We start from the raw sequence: 15,300 nt of genomic DNA, 5'->3' as shown, positions 1-15,300 counted from the left end.
ATACGCTACATAAATTTTAAGGGGGGTTTTTTAGTGAAGAAGCGATTCTCTTTCTTCCTCGTCCTGCTTCTCGCGCTGTCGACGTTTTTAGCGGCGTGCGGCGGAGGCAAGGACAACAACAACGCTCAAGGCGGCCAGGGCGGCGAAAAGCCGGCGGAGAAGAAGGAGCAGGTGCTGAACTTGCTTGAAAGCCAAGAGATCCCGTCGCTTGATTCGGCGCTCGCCACCGACCAAGTATCGTTTATCGTGTTGAACAACGTCATGGAAGGTCTGTACCGTTTAGGCAAAGACAACAAGCCGGTGCCAGGGATCGCGGAAAGCTATGAAGTGAGCCAAGACGGCAAAACGTATACATTCAAGCTTCGCAAAGATGCGAAATGGTCCAACGGCGATCCGGTGACGGCGCACGATTTCGAATTCGCCTGGAAGCGCGTGCTTGATCCGAAGACGAAATCGGAATATGCGTACATCATGTACGACATTAAAAACGCGGAAGAAGCCAACACAGGCAAGGTGCCGCTTGACCAAGTCGGCGTCAAAGCCCTTGATGACTACACCCTTAAAGTCGAGCTGAAAAACCCAGTTCCGTATTTCGTCGGCTTGACAGCGTTTGGCACGTTTATGCCGCAAAACGAAAAATTTGTCAAAGCTCAAGGCGACAAATATGGATTGGAAGCGAATACAACATTGTACAACGGCCCGTTCGTGTTGAGCGAGTGGAAGCACGAACAAGGTTGGGTATATACGAAAAACCCGAACTACTGGGACAAAGACAACGTCAAGCTGGAAAAAGTCAATGTGAAAGTCGTGAAAGACACGGCGACAGCCGTCAACTTGTATGAAACAAAACAAGCGGACCGCGTCGGCTTGACGGCGGAGTTCGTGGATAAGTACAAAAACGACAAAAACTTCCATACGAAATTGGATCCGTCGCTCTATTGGCTGCGCATGAACACGAAAAAAGAACCGTTGAACAACGTCAACGCCCGCAAAGCGATTGCGATGGCCATCGACACGCAAGCGATGGTCGATACGCTCTTGAACAACGGTTCGATTCCGGCGAAGTTCACCGTTCCGAAAGACTTCGTCACCGGTCCGGATGGCAAAGACTTCCGCGATGTGAATGGCGATTTGGTCAATTACAATCCGGATGAAGCGAAAAAATTGTGGGAGCAAGCGAAAAAAGAGCTGGGCAAAGACAAATTTACGCTTGAACTGCTGAACTATGACACCGACAGCGCGAAGAAAATCGGCGAGTATGTGAAAGCGCAGCTTGAACAAAACTTGCCGGGCTTGACGATCAACATTAAGCAACAACCGTTTGCACAAAAACTGAAGCTCGAAAGCAACATGCAATATGATTTGTCGTTCTCCGGCTGGGGTCCGGACTATCAAGACCCAATGACGTTCCTGCAGCTTTGGACGTCGACAAGCCCGCACAACGAAACAGGCTGGTCGAATCCTGAGTACGACAAGCTGATCAAAGACGCGCAAACGACGCTTGCCAACGATCAGCAAGCTCGTTGGGATGCGATGCTGAAAGCAGAAAAAATCGTCTTTGAAGGAATGCCGATCGCTCCGCTGTACCAACGCGGCGCTGCGTATTTGCAACGTGAATACGTCAAAGATTTCGTCACGCACACGTTTGGCGCCGACTACAGCTTGAAATGGGCGTATGTCGAGTAATCCGTTGTTCTCTTGAAAATGCGGAGGAGAGTATATGCCTAGGCATATACTCTCCTTTTGCCTGCCAAGGCGAAAAATGTCGAAAAACAACGAAGATTGTAGAAAAGCAGAGGAGGTGCGGTCATGGCGCGGTATACGCTTCAGCGGTTCGTTTATATGATCATCACGTTGTTTATCATTGCGACGTTGACGTTCTTTTTAATGAAGCTGCTGCCTGGTTCGCCGCTGCAAAACCAAGAGAAATTAACGCCGGAACAGAAGGCGCTTATTTTAAAAGAGTACGGATTGGATAAGCCCGTGCCTGTTCAATACATTCAATATTTAGGGAATTTGTTGAAAGGAGACTTGGGGGTATCGTTCCAATATGACAACCGCCCAGTGACAGAGCTCATCAGCGATCGAATCGGCCCGTCGGCCCAGCTCGGGTTTCAGGCGATTGTTTTTGGGACGATCGTTGGGTTGATTCTCGGAATTGTCGCGGCGATTCGACATAATCATTGGGAAGATTACACAGCTACGGTCATTGCGGTGTTGGGCGCCTCGATCCCGTCGTTTGTGTTAGGGGGGTTTTTGCAATATTTTATCGCTGTGAAACTGCAATGGCTTCCGGTCGCCTTTTGGGAAGGCTTCAAATATACGATTCTCCCGACCTTGGCGCTGTCTGTCGGAGTCATCGCCAGCATCGCCCGCTTTATGCGCACGGAAATGCTTGAAGTGTTAAGCTCTGACTACATTTTGACGGCTCGGGCGAAAGGGATCAGCCAGGCGGGGGTTATCATCAAGCACGCCATCCGCAACTCGCTTATCCCCGTCATTACCATTTTAGGACCGATGACCGTCAATTTAATGACGGGAACGCTTGTCATTGAGAAACTGTTTGCTGTCCCTGGTCTTGGAGAGCAGTTTGTCCGTTCGATTGAACTGAACGATTACCCTGTTATTATGGGAACGACGTTGTTTTATTCCGCCTTGTTGATTTTGGCAGTCTTTATCGTTGATGTGTTGTACGGGGTTGTCGACCCACGCATCCGGTTAGCGGGAGGGAAAAAATGATGGCGAAACAACAATACGAACAACTTTCACCGGAATGGTTTCAGCCCGCCCCGCCGAACGTCGGTGAGCAGGAAAAAATCAATCGTCCGAGCTTGACGTTTTGGCAGGATGCTTGGCTTCGCCTTCGGGAAAACAAGGCAGCGATCGTGGGGCTCGTGATGATTATCATTTTGACGCTCATGGCGATCATCGCCCCGATGGCGAGCGACCGGACGTATAAAGATCAAAACTTGCGGCATGCGAAACTTCCGCCGAAAATCCCGGTGCTCGAGCATGTTCATTGGCTTCCGTTTGACGGCCGGGATGCGAACGGCGTTGATGTATATAAACAGCGCGGCGTGAAAGAGTACTATTGGTTTGGCACGGATGACTTAGGACGCGACTTGTGGGTGAGAACGTGGTATGGCACGCGCATCTCACTTTACATTGGTTTGCTCGCGGCGTTGATCGACTTATTGATCGGGATTGCGTACGGCGGCATTTCCGGCTACTATGGCGGCCGCGTCGACAATGTGATGCAGCGGATCATCGAAATTTTAAACGGCATTCCGTATTTAATTATGGTCATTTTGTTCATTTTGATTTTTGAGCCTGGAATCATTTCCATCACGTTGGCGATGGTCATTACCGGTTGGACGACGATGGCGCGGATCGTGCGCGGACAAGTGTTGAAATTAAAGAACATGGAATACGTGTTGGCGGCAAGGACGCTCGGAGCGCCGACATCACGGCTCATTTTCAAACATTTGATCCCGAACGTCATCGGCCCGATCATTATTACGACGATGTTCACGATTCCATCGGCCATCTTCACTGAGGCGTTTTTGAGCTTTATCGGCCTTGGCATCCGTCCGCCGGAAGCGTCGCTTGGCTCGCTTGTCAATGATGGATACAAATCGATCCAAACATATCCGCATTTGATGATTATTCCGGCCGTTGTCATCAGCTTGCTCATTTTAAGCTTCAACTTGGTGGCAGACGGAATCCGCGATGCGCTTGACCCGAAAATGCGCAAATAACCGACGGAAGGGGTGAAACCGATGGAGAAAATTTTGCAGGTGAACGATTTGCATATTTCCTTTGACATCCACGCCGGTGAAGTGCAGGCGGTTCGCGGCGTCACGTTCGACTTGTATAAGGGAGAAACGCTGGCAATCGTCGGCGAGTCAGGGTCTGGGAAATCAGTGACTTCAAAAGCGTTGATGCGCCTGTTGCCGACACCGCCGAGCCGGATTAAGCAAGGGGAAATTTTATTTGAAGGCAAAGACTTGACCAAGCTGTCGGAGAAAGAGATGCAATCGATCCGCGGTGCGGAAATTTCAATGATTTTCCAAGATCCGATGACGTCGCTCAATCCGACGATGACGATTGGGAAACAAATTATGGAAGCGATTTTAAAGCATCAAAAGCTGTCGAAAGATGAAGCGCGCAAACGGGCGATTGAACTATTGCAGCTGGTCGGCATTAAAAACGCCGAGCTGCGCATGAAGCAATACCCGCACCAATTTTCCGGCGGGATGCGCCAGCGTGTTGTCATCGCCATCGCCTTGGCGTGCAATCCGAAAATTTTGATCGCCGATGAACCGACGACAGCGCTTGATGTGACGATTCAGGCGCAAATTTTGGAGTTGATGAAAGACATTCAGAAAAAGCTCGGCATGTCGATTATTTTCATCACCCATGATTTAGGGGTCGTCGCCAACATGGCCGACCGAGTGGCCGTGATGTATGCCGGGAAAATCGTGGAGATCGGCACGGTGGATGAAATTTTTTACAATCCGAAACATCCGTACACGTGGGGATTGCTGGCCTCGATGCCGAGCCTTGATCATAAAGATACGGAGCTGTATTCGATTCCGGGTTCGCCGCCGGATTTGTTAAATCCGCCAAAAGGCGATGCGTTTGCGCCGCGCAATCCGTATGCGCTCAAAATTGACTATGAGCTCGAGCCGCCGATGTTCCAAGTGTCTGATACGCACTATGCGGCGACATGGCTGTTGCATGAAATGGCGCCGAAAGTGGAACCGCCGGCTATCGTGCGTGAACGGATGAAACGGTTTGCTGACATCGTCGCCCGGAAAGGAGGAAAACCGCGTGGCTAGACAAAAGCTGCTTGAGGTCAAAAATTTGAAACAGTATTTCCCAGCTGGACGCGGTCAGGTGGTGAAAGCAGTCGACGGCGTCACCTTTGACATTTATAAAGGTGAAACGTTCGGCCTTGTCGGCGAGTCGGGCTGCGGCAAGTCGACAACGGGGCGGACGATCATCCGGCTGTACGAAGCGACGGAAGGAGAAGTGCTGTTTAACGGCGTCAATGTGCACGGCAAAAAATCAAAAAAAGAGCTGAAAGAGTTAAATCGGAAAATGCAGATGATTTTCCAAGATCCGTATGCGTCGCTCAATCCGCGGATGACGGTCGCCGACATTATCGCTGAGGGCATTGACATCCATGGGCTGGCGAAAACGAAAGAAGAACGGATGCAACGCGTGTATGAATTGCTTGAGACGGTTGGCTTGAACCGCGAGCATGCGAGCCGCTATCCGCATGAGTTTTCCGGCGGTCAGCGCCAGCGGATCGGCATCGCCCGGGCGCTTGCCGTCGAGCCGGAATTCATCATCGCCGATGAGCCGATTTCGGCGCTTGACGTTTCCATTCAGGCGCAAGTCGTGAACTTATTGAAGCGCCTGCAGCGTGAAAAAGGGTTGACGTACTTGTTTATTGCCCATGACTTGTCGATGGTCAAATACATCAGCGACCGGATCGGCGTCATGTATTTCGGGAAAATGGTCGAGCTCGCTGAATCGGAAGAGCTGTACCGCAATCCGATCCATCCGTATACAAAGGCATTGCTCTCCGCTATTCCGCTTCCAGATCCGGAAACGGAGCGGACGCGCAAGCGGATCATGTACGACCCGGCGCAACATGGCTACAAAGACGGAGAGGAACTCGAATTCCGCGAAATTACGCCTGGCCATTTTGTGCTTTGTTCAGAGGAAGAATATAAGCGGTATCGGGCGATGTATGCCTAGCCGAATCGAAAAAAGCGCCGCTCTTTCACCGCCGCATGGTGCGAACGGCGAAAGAGGCGGCACCCACCTATGCGCCTGTTTTGGCGCGTTATTTTTTCCCCCGACGACTTTCCATCCTTGTTGGATGCGGCGGGAGGCCTCAACATGCTTTCCACTTTTGTTTCGGCCGAACATCCGCTCTCCGATCGTGTTGCTGATGTTCCCCATCAATGCGGTGAGGACGACGATCAATGCCGAAGCAATGGCAAAGTCGATGAAATAGCCGGCCATCGGTTCTTCCTCCCTTTTCCTTTTCTACTTTGATTGTAGAGGATTTGCCTTCACTTTGGAAGAGGAAAGAAAGAAAATTGCATTTATCATCGAAAAACTATATCTTTCTTGGCCGATGTATTGTATAATATATCATGTTAAAGTCATTTCAATTTGCAAACGATTGGCAAAGCGGCTGATCGCCAGACTGGCGTCCAGGCCGTGTCGCTATGCTGTCAGACGTCAAACCGGCATAGCGGTGCACGTCTGTCGTCTGACGGACGAGGGAAGCAAGGGATTCCTTGTGAAAAAGGAGTGATCAAAATGGTCAAACTATACACATCACCGAGCTGCACATCGTGCCGGAAGGCGAAGGCGTGGCTCGAGAAGCACAATATTCCTTATATCGAGCGCAATATTTTCTCTGAGCCGCTCACGGTCGAGGAGATTAAAGAGATTTTGCGGATGACGGAAACGGGGACGGATGAGATCATTTCCACCCGTTCGAAAGTATTCCAGAAGCTGAATATTAACTTGGAAGCTTTGCCGTTGCAAGATTTGTACGAGCTGATTCAGAAAAACCCAGGCATTTTGCGCCGGCCGATCATCATTGATGAAAAGCGGCTTCAAGTCGGCTACAACGAAGATGAAATCCGCCGCTTTCTGCCGCGCAAAGTGCGGGCGTATCAGCTTCGTGAAGCGCAGCGGCTGGTGAACGGGTAATAAAAAAACTTCTACATGGTCTGCCATGTAGAAGTTTTTTATCATTTGCTTTATGCGGCGCGCGACCGGCGGTGGGCCGCCAAGCCGAGCAAAACGGCAAGAACGGCCGCCGCCATTGGAAACAGCGCCTCCCCATTCGGGGGGTAAAACGGGCGCAACCGCTCTTCGGCAGCGATCATCTTTCCAGCGGTGTACGCCAAGAGGGCGCCGCCGGCATAAATGAGAATCGGGAACCGTTCCATGGCATAAAGGATGATTTTGCTGCCTAAAATGATGATAGGAACGGAACAGAGAAAACCGAACACAACAAGTCCGATATGGCCTTGAGCCGCTCCAGCGATGGCGATGACGTTGTCAAGACCCATGGCGACATCGGCGGCGACGATCGTCTGGATGGCTTTCCAAAGCGACGGTTCGGCTTTGATCATAGTCGGTTTTTCGTCTTTTTGCCCGATCAGTTTCAAGGCGATCCAAAAGAGGACGACGCCTCCAGCGAGCTGCAAGAACGGAATCGTCAACAGCCAAACGACGGCCACCGTCAAGACAATGCGAACAGCGATCGCCAGCGCGGTGCCGACAATGATGGCCACATTCCGCTTTTGTTCCGGCAAGTTGCGGCTTGCTAGCGCAATGACAACCGCATTGTCCCCGCCAAGAATGACATCAATGCCGATAATCAGCAAGATGGAAACGATGTATTCATCCACCATAGGCGTCCCTCATTCCGTCCGTGTTCATCATCATTATAGTAGGGCATGGCCGGTTTCATAACCAATTTTTAAAAATGCGTTTTTTTATTTCCCTTCTTTCGCTTTTTATCATAAAATAAAAGTACAAGATCATAAGTTTTGATTTAAATAGTTTCAGGGGCACAATCCCTTCCTTTTTTATTTCTCTGTTTTAGAAGGGAGAGTTGAGAAATGGAAATCGAACGCATCAATGAACATACGGTGAAGTTCTACATTTCCTATGTTGATATAGAGGAGCGCGGCTTTGACCGCGAGGAAATTTGGTACAATCGGGAACGAAGCGAAGAATTATTTTGGGAAATGATGGATGAAGTTCACGGGGAAAGCGATTTTTCGCTCGATGGCCCGCTTTGGATCCAAGTGCAGGCGCTCGAAAAAGGGCTTGAAGTCGTCGTGACGAAAGCGCAGTTGTCCAAAGACGGAAGCAAGCTCGAGCTGCCGCTTCCAGAAGAGAAATGGCGCGAGTTTTCGCTGTCAGCTGGTGAAAAGGTGGAATCGCTGTTCGGCCACCATTTCCACTTTGGTCAAAACGGGGACGCCGAGGAGAGAGAAGAGCAAGATGTCCTTCAATTCATCCTTTCGTTCAAGGATATCGAGGATGTCATTTCCTTGGCCCATCGCGCTGACTTCTCTCGGTTGTCGAATCGCCTGTTCCAATTTGAAGGCCGCTATTACTTGTTCGTGGAGTTTGACGAGCGCTACACCGAGCAGGAAGTGGACAATATGCTCAGCCTTCTGTTGGAATACGGAAGCGATTCCCAGCTGACGATTTATCGACTTGAAGAATACGGGACTGAAATTATGGGCGACAATGCACTCGAAACGATCAAAACGTATTTTCCAGCCTTATAATGTTTCCATTCCGCCGATTTCGCCGCCAGAAATCGGCGTTTTCTACGTTAGCGGAAGAAAAACGGCCATCATGAAGAGCCGGGTGGAGGGGTTTTGTTGCGAAACACATCGAGAGTGGCGATTCTCGTCGTCATTGTCGGCGCGTTGCTGGCATTGACGAACGGGTTTTGGGAAGGGAAGCTGCTTGGTCTTTTCAGCGTATTGATGTCTTGTTCCGTCATCTTTATTGCGCTGGTCATTTCTCTTGAGAATCGAAAGCCGGCGCAGACGATCGCTTGGCTGGCGGTGCTGGGGAGCTTTCCGATTGTCGGCTTTTTGTTTTATTTATTGTTCGGACGCAACTATTGGCAACAACGGCGCTATAAAAAGAAAGCCGATTTTGATGAGGCGGTGCTGCTCAAGTTTCAAGAGCCGTCGCCGATTGCCGTCGAGCGGCTGCCGATGGCGCCCCATCAGCGTCCGCTTTTGCGCCTTGCTTATCGCATCGGCCAGCATCCGGTTTCACTTGCTTCGCAGACGGCGGTGTTGACGAACGGAGAGGAGACATTTTCTTCTATTTTTGCTGAACTGGAAAAAGCGGAACACCATATTCATTTAGAATATTATATTGTCCGTCATGATGAAATCGGCCAACAGTTGAAGCGCGTCTTGATGGAAAAAGCGCGTCAAGGTGTGCGCGTCCGTTTTTTGTACGACGCCGTTGGAAGTTGGAAGTTGTCAAACGCCTATATCGAGGAGCTGCGCGCGGCTGGAGTCGAGATGATCCCGTTTTCACCAGTGCGCCTCCCGTTTTTAAGCAACCAAATCAATTTCCGCAATCACCGAAAGATCATTGTCATCGATGGAGGCGTCGGCTTTGTCGGCGGGCTGAACATCGGAGATGAGTATTTAGGAAAAAACAAATATTTCGGATTTTGGCGCGATACGCACTTATTGATCCGCGGTGAAGCCGTCCGGACGCTCCAGCTCATTTTTTTGCAAGATTGGTATTACATGACGGGAGAACGCTTGTTGACGCCGGACTATTTGTCGCCGCCGCTCATCGTCGAGGAAGGGCAAGGCGGGGTGCAGCTCATTGCCGGCGGTCCGGACCAAAAGTGGGAAGTGATCAAACAGCTGTATTTTGCCATGATTACGTCGGCCAAACGGTCGATTTGGGTTGCCTCGCCGTACTTTGTGCCGGATGAAGACATTTTGACGGCGCTCAAAGTGGCGGCGTTAAGCGGCATCGATGTTCGCCTGCTGGCGCCAAAGCGTCCGGATAAAAAAATTGTCTTTTACGCTTCGCGCTCGTATTTTCCCGAGCTGCTCGAGGCTGGGGTGAAAATTTACGAGTATGAGAAAGGGTTTTTGCACAGCAAAGTCATCGTCGTCGATGGCGAGCTCGCCTCGATCGGCACGGCGAACATGGATATGCGCAGTTTCCATTTAAACTTTGAAGTGAACGCCTTTTTGTATTATACCGACAGCATTCATAAACTCGTCCGCGACTTTTTGGAAGATTTTCGCCACGCTTCCATGATCGACTACGAACAGTTTCAACAGCGCCCGTTCCGGGTGCGTATCGCTGAATCGGTCTCCCGGCTGTTGTCGCCTCTGTTGTAACCAACCGCTTGTAAACGCCAGTCCGCCGAATCGGCGGACTTTTTTCGACGCAGTTTGGCTTTGGGCAGGAAAACCGGCGATGGTCAACGAATAAAAGGGAAGAACCGAACGGTGAAGGGGGGCAGCAGAGAACAATTCCAGCTGTTCCCGCTCACGGACAACTATTTTTTACTGGAAAGGAAGTGATCATGTTGTTTGTCGCTCTCGCCGCTGATGGCAGGACGGTTTCGCTTGCCGGGGCGGAAAGATGGGAACGAGAGGGGCTGATGCGCCTGAAACGACAGGAACCGTTTTTTTGTCCCGCGTGCCGTCAAGAAGTGGTGCTCCGGTCGGGCCGCTACCGTTTGCCGCATTTCGCCCATCGAAAAGGGGCGGCCTGCCCGGTCGAGCACGAACCGGAGTCGGAGCGTCACTTAACTGGGAAGCGAGACTTGTTCGCGTGGCTCATTCGCCAAGGCATGGAGGCGAAGCTCGAGCCGTATTTGCCCGCCATCAAGCAGCGTCCTGACGTATTGTTCCGCCATGGCCCACACCTTTATGCCCTCGAATACCAATGTTCCACGATCGATGAATCGCTGTTTCGCGAACGCAATGACGGCTACCGTCTCCTTGGCATCCGCCCGTTGTGGGTGTTAGGAGCCCATCATTTGCGGCGTTCGCCAAAATATTCGGGGGAAGTGCAGCTCTCCCGGTTTCAATGGTTGTTTGCCCATCGCGCTCCACATTCAGTCGTTCCACATATATGGTACTACAGTCCAGAGACGAAACGCTTCATCCGTCTTTTTCGCCCGTTGCCGCTATCGGTGCAGCGAACATTGGCCGCGGTCGATTCGATTCCGCTTTCGTCGTTTTCGTTCCCCGATTGGATGGCCCCCTGCCCGCTGCCGCTTCCATCCGAGTTTTGGGAGCGATGGCTCGAACGAAAAAAACAATGGCGGCGGACGTTTCCGCTTTATCCGAACCAAACCGTGCGCCGCATTTGTGCTGATTTTTACCAGGCGGGCATCGTTCCGTCACTGTTTCCGACCGAAGCAGGCTGGCCAGTGCCGCGGGGGTATTTATGGGAGACGGCGCCGTTCATTTGGCAAACGTATGTCCTTTTGTTTCTTCTTGGAAAGACCGGACGGCCGGCAACGGCAGTATCTTTATTTCAGTGGCTCGACGACAAAATCCGCACCGGCCGCCTCGTTCCGCGCCGGCTGCCGCTTGTCGGCCGGGATACGTATCGTGAGGCCGTCGGCGAGTATTTGCATTGGTTGAGCCTGCTCGGCTATCTCCGCCGCGAAGAGGGCGACCAGCTTCATTTGGTGAAGCCGCTGTCGTTTCCGTCGACCGTCGATCAGATGATTCATCAAGATGCTGCGCTTCTTGAGCAAATTCACCAAACGTCGGCGCTTAGCTGCTATTGGTCAACACTTGAGTTCGGGAGAGTGGAAAAAATGAGCAGAAAACAGGAAAAGATGAACGGAATGGTGAATAATAATTCGTGTATCGATTATTTGTATAAGGAGGAATGATGACGGTGGAGGAAAAGAAAGCGAAAAAGTCGCTGCCGCTGCGAAGCGAGATTCCTGTGGAAGAAACGTGGCGGCTTGAGGACATTTTTCCCACCGATGACGCCTGGGAAGAAGAATTCAAACAAGTGAAGGCAATGATTCCAAAGCTTGGCGAATACAAAGGGCGGCTTGGCGAATCGCCGGAAGTGCTGTATGAAGCATTGCAATGCCAAGATGACGTATCGATGCGCCTCGGCAAGCTGTATACATACGCCCATATGCGCTATGATCAAGATACGACCAACTCGTTTTACCAAGGGCTCGACGCCCGGGCGAAAAGCTTGTACAGCGAAGCATCGAGCGCGATGGCGTTTATCGTGCCGGAAATTTTGGCGATCGATGAAGCGGTGCTGCGCTCGTTTTTGGAACAATACGAGCCGCTTCGCTTGTATGCGCACGCGTTAGACGAAATTACGCGCCAGCGCCCGCACGTGCTGTCGGCAGAAGAGGAGGCGATCTTGGCGCAGGCAGCCGAGGTGATGCAGGCGACATCCGACACGTTCAGCGCGTTGAACAACGCTGATTTGACGTTTCCGACGATCATCGATGAAAACGGCGAGGAAGTCGAAGTCACGCACGGCCGGTTCATCCGCTTTTTAGAAAGCACGGACCGCCGCGTCCGCCGCGATGCGTTTTACGCCGTATACCATACGTATGAGAAGTTTCAAAATACGTTCGCCAATATGCTTGCCGGCACGGTGAAAAAAGACAACTTTTTCGCCCGCATCCGCCACTACCGTTCGGCGCGAGAAGCGGCGTTGGATGCGAACAACATTCCGGAGAGCGTCTATGACAATCTAATCGCCGCGATTCACGAACATTTGCCGCTGTTGCATCGGTACGTGCGGCTGCGCAAACGAGTGCTTGGGCTTGATGAGCTGCATATGTACGATTTGTACACGCCGCTTGTGCAAGAAGTGAAAATGGAAGTGACGTACGAGGAAGCGAAGCAATATATGCTTGAAGGGCTCGCGCCGCTTGGCGAGGAATATGTGGCGATCGTGAAAGAAGGTCTTGACAACCGTTGGGTCGATGTGCGCGAAAACAAAGGAAAGCGAAGCGGCGCCTATTCGTCGGGAGCGTACGGCACCCATCCGTACATTTTGCTCAACTGGCAGGACAATGTGAACAATTTGTTTACACTTGTGCATGAGTTTGGCCATTCGGTGCACAGCTACTATACGCGCAAAACGCAGCCGTATCCATATGCGCATTATTCAATTTTCGTCGCCGAAGTGGCGTCGACGTGCAATGAGGCGCTGTTGAACGACTACTTGCTGAGAACGATCGATGATGAGAAAAAGCGGCTCTATTTGCTCAACCATTATCTTGAGGGGTTCCGCGGCACGGTTTTTCGCCAGACGATGTTCGCGGAGTTTGAGCATTTGATCCATTTGAAGGCGCAACAAGGCGAAGCGTTGACGGCCGAAACGTTGAGCGCCCTTTATTACGACTTAAATAAAACGTATTTTGGCGATGATATTGTCGTGGACAAAGAAATCGGCCTCGAGTGGGCGCGCATTCCGCATTTTTATTACAACTACTACGTGTACCAATACGCAACCGGCTTCAGCGCGGCGACTGCACTCAGTAAACAAATTTTGGAAGAAGGCGAACCGGCGGTGAGACGGTACATCGACTTTTTGAAAGCCGGCAGCTCTGATTACCCGATTGAAGTGTTGAAAAAAGCCGGCGTCGACATGACGAGCGCCGAGCCGATCCGCCAAGCGTGCCAAGTGTTTGCGGAGAAGCTTGATGAGATGGAACGGCTGCTTGAGAAATGAAACGAATGCGGCGCTACAGCCGCATTCGTTTGGACGGAAATCCACGAAACTGATGGCGGCGGTTCCATGTCGCTGCCAATCCAAGCAAGGAGAGAAACAAAAGCGGCATGGTCGCCCAAAGCGGAAGGAGCTGCATGAGGCCCAACAAGTTCAGAATAAAGGCGGCAGTGGATGCCGCCGCCCAAAGGGATAAGACGATGCGCTGCTTCATGGCGATGGCCACCTCTTCCCATTTGCTTTAGTTGATGGCTCTTCACCACAACATGTATTTGACAAGCAATACGGTTTCCTGCACAAAGATGTGCAAAAATCACTGATTTGTTGATTTTCCCTCACAAGCGTAAATAGGGTATGTTCAGAAAAAATCAAGTACAACTTTTGGTGAAGAGCCTAGTTGATTATATGCTGTTTGTCTGCCTGATCATGACGCAGGGCGAATTATGACAATAATGTGAACAAACGAGCAAACGGGTTGCCAATTTAGTTGGACGTTTGGTAAGATAAAAACGTGAACGGAAGACAAAACCTGATACCCCTTTGTTTGACCGTGAACAATTTCTCCCATCCCCTTTGTTGTCTTGGCAACAAGAAAAAGCCCGGCGTCAGCCGGGCTTTTTCTTGCGCCCATCCCTGCTGCTAGGGACGGGAATCATCGATATAGCGCCAAAATGTTCCGTGTTTGACGGGCACCCGCTCCACTTTTTGCTTTAGCTGCAGCTTTTTCATTTCCGTTTCCGCTTCTTGGATCGTCCAGTTGTACACAACGGCAACTTCCTTTGTGGCGACGAATTTAAAATGGCTTAAAAATGATTCCAGCGGAGGAGGAGAGGACGGTTCAGGATGGAAGCCGAGCATTTCAGCGATCAATTCGACGTAGATGTCGTACGGATAGCATCCGGAAATTTTAATGCCTTCGTCTTCAATGTTTTCATTAAACAACACAAGCGTCGGAATTTCGTCAACGTCCATTTCCGAGGTGATTTTTAAATCGCATTGGAACGCTTTCGCCGCTCCCGGCGAGTGCATGTCGCGCAAAAATTCATCGACATCCAAGCCCGCTTTGACGGCGCATTCGGCGAGCACCGACAAATCGGCGACATTTTGTTTTTCGAGAAAGAGCTGTTCTTGCAGCTTGCGCAAAAAGCGAAGGCCAGCCCGCTTTCCTTGCATTTCCGCCGCTTTAATGGCGAGCGATGGGGCGAACGGGCTCGAAATCGGGTTTTCGAGCCAAACGCTGCCGTCGCATGACATGCCGGTGCGGTTCGCCGCCCACTCCCACGCTTTGGCCATTGCCTCCGGCTTCGTTCCTTTGCGCGCGCTCCATGTCGCCCATGTTCCGCTCAATATGTGCCTTAAGGTAAAAAAACGGCCGTATTCGATCGTCAGTTTTTTGATGACTGGTTCAAGCCCCCAGCATTCCGGGCATAAAGGATCGATAAACAAATACAGCTCGAGCGGTTTGTTCGTGTTGCCTAGCGGCTGGGAAGGGTAGCAAGTTGATGTCGTCTTCCCAGCAAACTTCTCACTCAAGGGTATGCTCCTTTCTGTCCAGATGATCTGGGGTATTGACCATATGATGGGCGGTGAGTACGAGCCGGTGATAAAACTGTTCGCGCGCCGGCCCGGACAAGCCGATTTCGTCCATGGCTGCCCGCATGCAGGCAAGCCACGCTTCCGCCCGCTTCGGCGTGATTTCAAAGCGGAGATGGCGCGCCCTCAGCATGGGGTGTCCATGCTCTGCCGTGTAAAGAGGGGGGCCGCCTAAATATTGTGTTAAAAACTGTTTTTGCTTGCGGGCGGTTTCCGTCAAATCGTCAGGGAAAATGGGCCGCAAGTCCGGATGCGCGGCCACGCGACGGTAAAATGCTTCGACAAGTTTCGCAACCGTCTCCTCTCCGCCGATCGCCTCATAAAGAGTTTGCCATTGTTCACCCATCGCGGATGCTCCTTTTGTTTGAAAATCATTCGTTGTCGTTTGATTGCTATTTTATCAACAGCACGCATGGATCTCAA

At 51.3% G+C, this 15,300-nt stretch carries 15 protein-coding genes; 11 read left to right on the top strand and 4 right to left on the bottom strand.

Annotation, left to right across the window (positions count from 1 at the left end; genetic code table 11):
• The first annotated feature begins 33 nt into the window (after positions 1-33).
• The 7 genes from ACVX3G_RS16205 to spxA all read left to right on the top strand — a co-directional run bounded on the left by ACVX3G_RS16205 (position 34) and on the right by spxA (position 6,741).
• Positions 34-1,686: a peptide ABC transporter substrate-binding protein gene (locus tag ACVX3G_RS16205; RefSeq protein WP_021321877.1), complete on the top strand. Its 1,653-nt coding sequence runs from the start codon at positions 34-36 to the stop codon at positions 1,684-1,686.
• A 123-nt stretch (positions 1,687-1,809) separates the two neighbouring features.
• The gene (opp3b, locus tag ACVX3G_RS16200; protein ID WP_011230313.1) at positions 1,810-2,739 is read left to right on the top strand and encodes an oligopeptide ABC transporter permease; all 930 of its coding nucleotides are present in this window, start codon (positions 1,810-1,812) and stop codon (positions 2,737-2,739) included.
• Positions 2,736-3,758, top strand: coding sequence for an oligopeptide ABC transporter permease (gene opp3C, locus ACVX3G_RS16195; RefSeq protein WP_013146073.1), 1,023 nt, complete (start codon positions 2,736-2,738; stop codon positions 3,756-3,758). The genes opp3b and opp3C overlap by 4 nt, the downstream gene beginning before the upstream one ends.
• Positions 3,759-3,779: 21 nt before the next feature.
• Positions 3,780-4,841 carry an ABC transporter ATP-binding protein gene (locus tag ACVX3G_RS16190; RefSeq protein ID WP_014195173.1) on the top strand — a complete coding sequence of 354 codons (1,062 nt, stop codon included), beginning with the start codon at positions 3,780-3,782 and terminating at the stop codon, positions 4,839-4,841.
• On the top strand, positions 4,834-5,769 hold the full coding sequence (locus tag ACVX3G_RS16185) for an ABC transporter ATP-binding protein (RefSeq protein ID WP_025038852.1): 936 nt from the start codon (positions 4,834-4,836) through the stop codon (positions 5,767-5,769). The genes ACVX3G_RS16190 and ACVX3G_RS16185 overlap by 8 nt, the downstream gene beginning before the upstream one ends.
• A gap of 69 nt (positions 5,770-5,838) precedes the next feature.
• Positions 5,839-6,072: a hypothetical protein gene (locus ACVX3G_RS16180; protein ID WP_479454557.1), complete on the top strand. Its 234-nt coding sequence runs from the start codon at positions 5,839-5,841 to the stop codon at positions 6,070-6,072.
• 270 nt (positions 6,073-6,342) lie between these two features.
• A complete protein-coding gene (spxA, locus tag ACVX3G_RS16175; protein WP_479454556.1) occupies positions 6,343-6,741 on the top strand; it encodes a transcriptional regulator SpxA in 399 nt (132 codons plus the stop codon).
• A gap of 50 nt (positions 6,742-6,791) precedes the next feature.
• On the opposite strand, the gene ACVX3G_RS16170 is transcribed toward spxA, so the two are convergent.
• The gene (locus ACVX3G_RS16170) at positions 6,792-7,451 is read right to left on the bottom strand and encodes a TerC family protein (protein ID WP_014195176.1); all 660 of its coding nucleotides are present in this window, start codon (positions 7,449-7,451) and stop codon (positions 6,792-6,794) included.
• 210 nt (positions 7,452-7,661) lie between these two features.
• On the opposite strand from ACVX3G_RS16170, the gene mecA reads away from it, so the two are divergent.
• The 4 genes from mecA to pepF all read left to right on the top strand — a co-directional run bounded on the left by mecA (position 7,662) and on the right by pepF (position 13,287).
• Positions 7,662-8,342, top strand: a complete 681-nt coding sequence (gene mecA / locus ACVX3G_RS16165; RefSeq protein ID WP_011230320.1) for an adaptor protein MecA — start codon at positions 7,662-7,664, stop codon at positions 8,340-8,342.
• A 96-nt stretch (positions 8,343-8,438) separates the two neighbouring features.
• Positions 8,439-9,947: a cardiolipin synthase gene (gene cls, locus ACVX3G_RS16160; RefSeq protein WP_011230321.1), complete on the top strand. Its 1,509-nt coding sequence runs from the start codon at positions 8,439-8,441 to the stop codon at positions 9,945-9,947.
• Between the two features lie 188 nt (positions 9,948-10,135).
• On the top strand, positions 10,136-11,464 hold the full coding sequence (locus ACVX3G_RS16155; protein WP_011230322.1) for a competence protein CoiA: 1,329 nt from the start codon (positions 10,136-10,138) through the stop codon (positions 11,462-11,464).
• Positions 11,464-13,287, top strand: coding sequence for an oligoendopeptidase F (pepF, locus tag ACVX3G_RS16150; protein WP_033012423.1), 1,824 nt, complete (start codon positions 11,464-11,466; stop codon positions 13,285-13,287). Before ACVX3G_RS16155 ends, pepF begins: the two co-directional genes overlap by 1 nt.
• Positions 13,288-13,300: 13 nt before the next feature.
• On the opposite strand, the gene ACVX3G_RS16145 is transcribed toward pepF, so the two are convergent.
• The 3 genes from ACVX3G_RS16145 to ACVX3G_RS16135 all read right to left on the bottom strand — a co-directional run bounded on the left by ACVX3G_RS16145 (position 13,301) and on the right by ACVX3G_RS16135 (position 15,223).
• Positions 13,301-13,498 (bottom strand): hypothetical protein, encoded by a 198-nt coding sequence (locus tag ACVX3G_RS16145; protein ID WP_011230324.1) that lies wholly within the window; start codon positions 13,496-13,498, stop codon positions 13,301-13,303.
• 425 nt (positions 13,499-13,923) lie between these two features.
• The gene (gene spxH, locus ACVX3G_RS16140; RefSeq protein WP_011230325.1) at positions 13,924-14,817 is read right to left on the bottom strand and encodes a ClpXP adapter protein SpxH; all 894 of its coding nucleotides are present in this window, start codon (positions 14,815-14,817) and stop codon (positions 13,924-13,926) included.
• Positions 14,810-15,223 carry a globin domain-containing protein gene (locus ACVX3G_RS16135; RefSeq protein WP_011230326.1) on the bottom strand — a complete coding sequence of 138 codons (414 nt, stop codon included), beginning with the start codon at positions 15,221-15,223 and terminating at the stop codon, positions 14,810-14,812. The genes spxH and ACVX3G_RS16135 overlap by 8 nt, the downstream gene beginning before the upstream one ends.
• Between the last annotated feature and the right edge of the window lie 77 nt (positions 15,224-15,300).

This window comes from Geobacillus sp. PLS 41, assembly GCF_056494105.1.
This window is presented reverse-complemented; position numbering and strand designations above follow the sequence as displayed.

Coding starts and splice junctions, on each gene's coding strand:
- opp3b (WP_011230313.1), top strand. CDS start 1,810: ATGGCGCGGTATACGCTTCAGCGGTTCGTTTATATGATCATCACGTTG.
- opp3C (WP_013146073.1), top strand. CDS start 2,736: ATGATGGCGAAACAACAATACGAACAACTTTCACCGGAATGGTTTCAG.
- ACVX3G_RS16190 (WP_014195173.1), top strand. CDS start 3,780: ATGGAGAAAATTTTGCAGGTGAACGATTTGCATATTTCCTTTGACATC.
- ACVX3G_RS16180 (WP_479454557.1), top strand. CDS start 5,839: ATGCGCCTGTTTTGGCGCGTTATTTTTTCCCCCGACGACTTTCCATCC.
- spxA (WP_479454556.1), top strand. CDS start 6,343: ATGGTCAAACTATACACATCACCGAGCTGCACATCGTGCCGGAAGGCG.
- ACVX3G_RS16170 (WP_014195176.1), bottom strand. CDS start 7,451: ATGGTGGATGAATACATCGTTTCCATCTTGCTGATTATCGGCATTGAT.
- mecA (WP_011230320.1), top strand. CDS start 7,662: ATGGAAATCGAACGCATCAATGAACATACGGTGAAGTTCTACATTTCC.
- ACVX3G_RS16155 (WP_011230322.1), top strand. CDS start 10,136: ATGTTGTTTGTCGCTCTCGCCGCTGATGGCAGGACGGTTTCGCTTGCC.
- pepF (WP_033012423.1), top strand. CDS start 11,464: ATGACGGTGGAGGAAAAGAAAGCGAAAAAGTCGCTGCCGCTGCGAAGC.
- ACVX3G_RS16145 (WP_011230324.1), bottom strand. CDS start 13,498: ATGAAGCAGCGCATCGTCTTATCCCTTTGGGCGGCGGCATCCACTGCC.
- ACVX3G_RS16135 (WP_011230326.1), bottom strand. CDS start 15,223: ATGGGTGAACAATGGCAAACTCTTTATGAGGCGATCGGCGGAGAGGAG.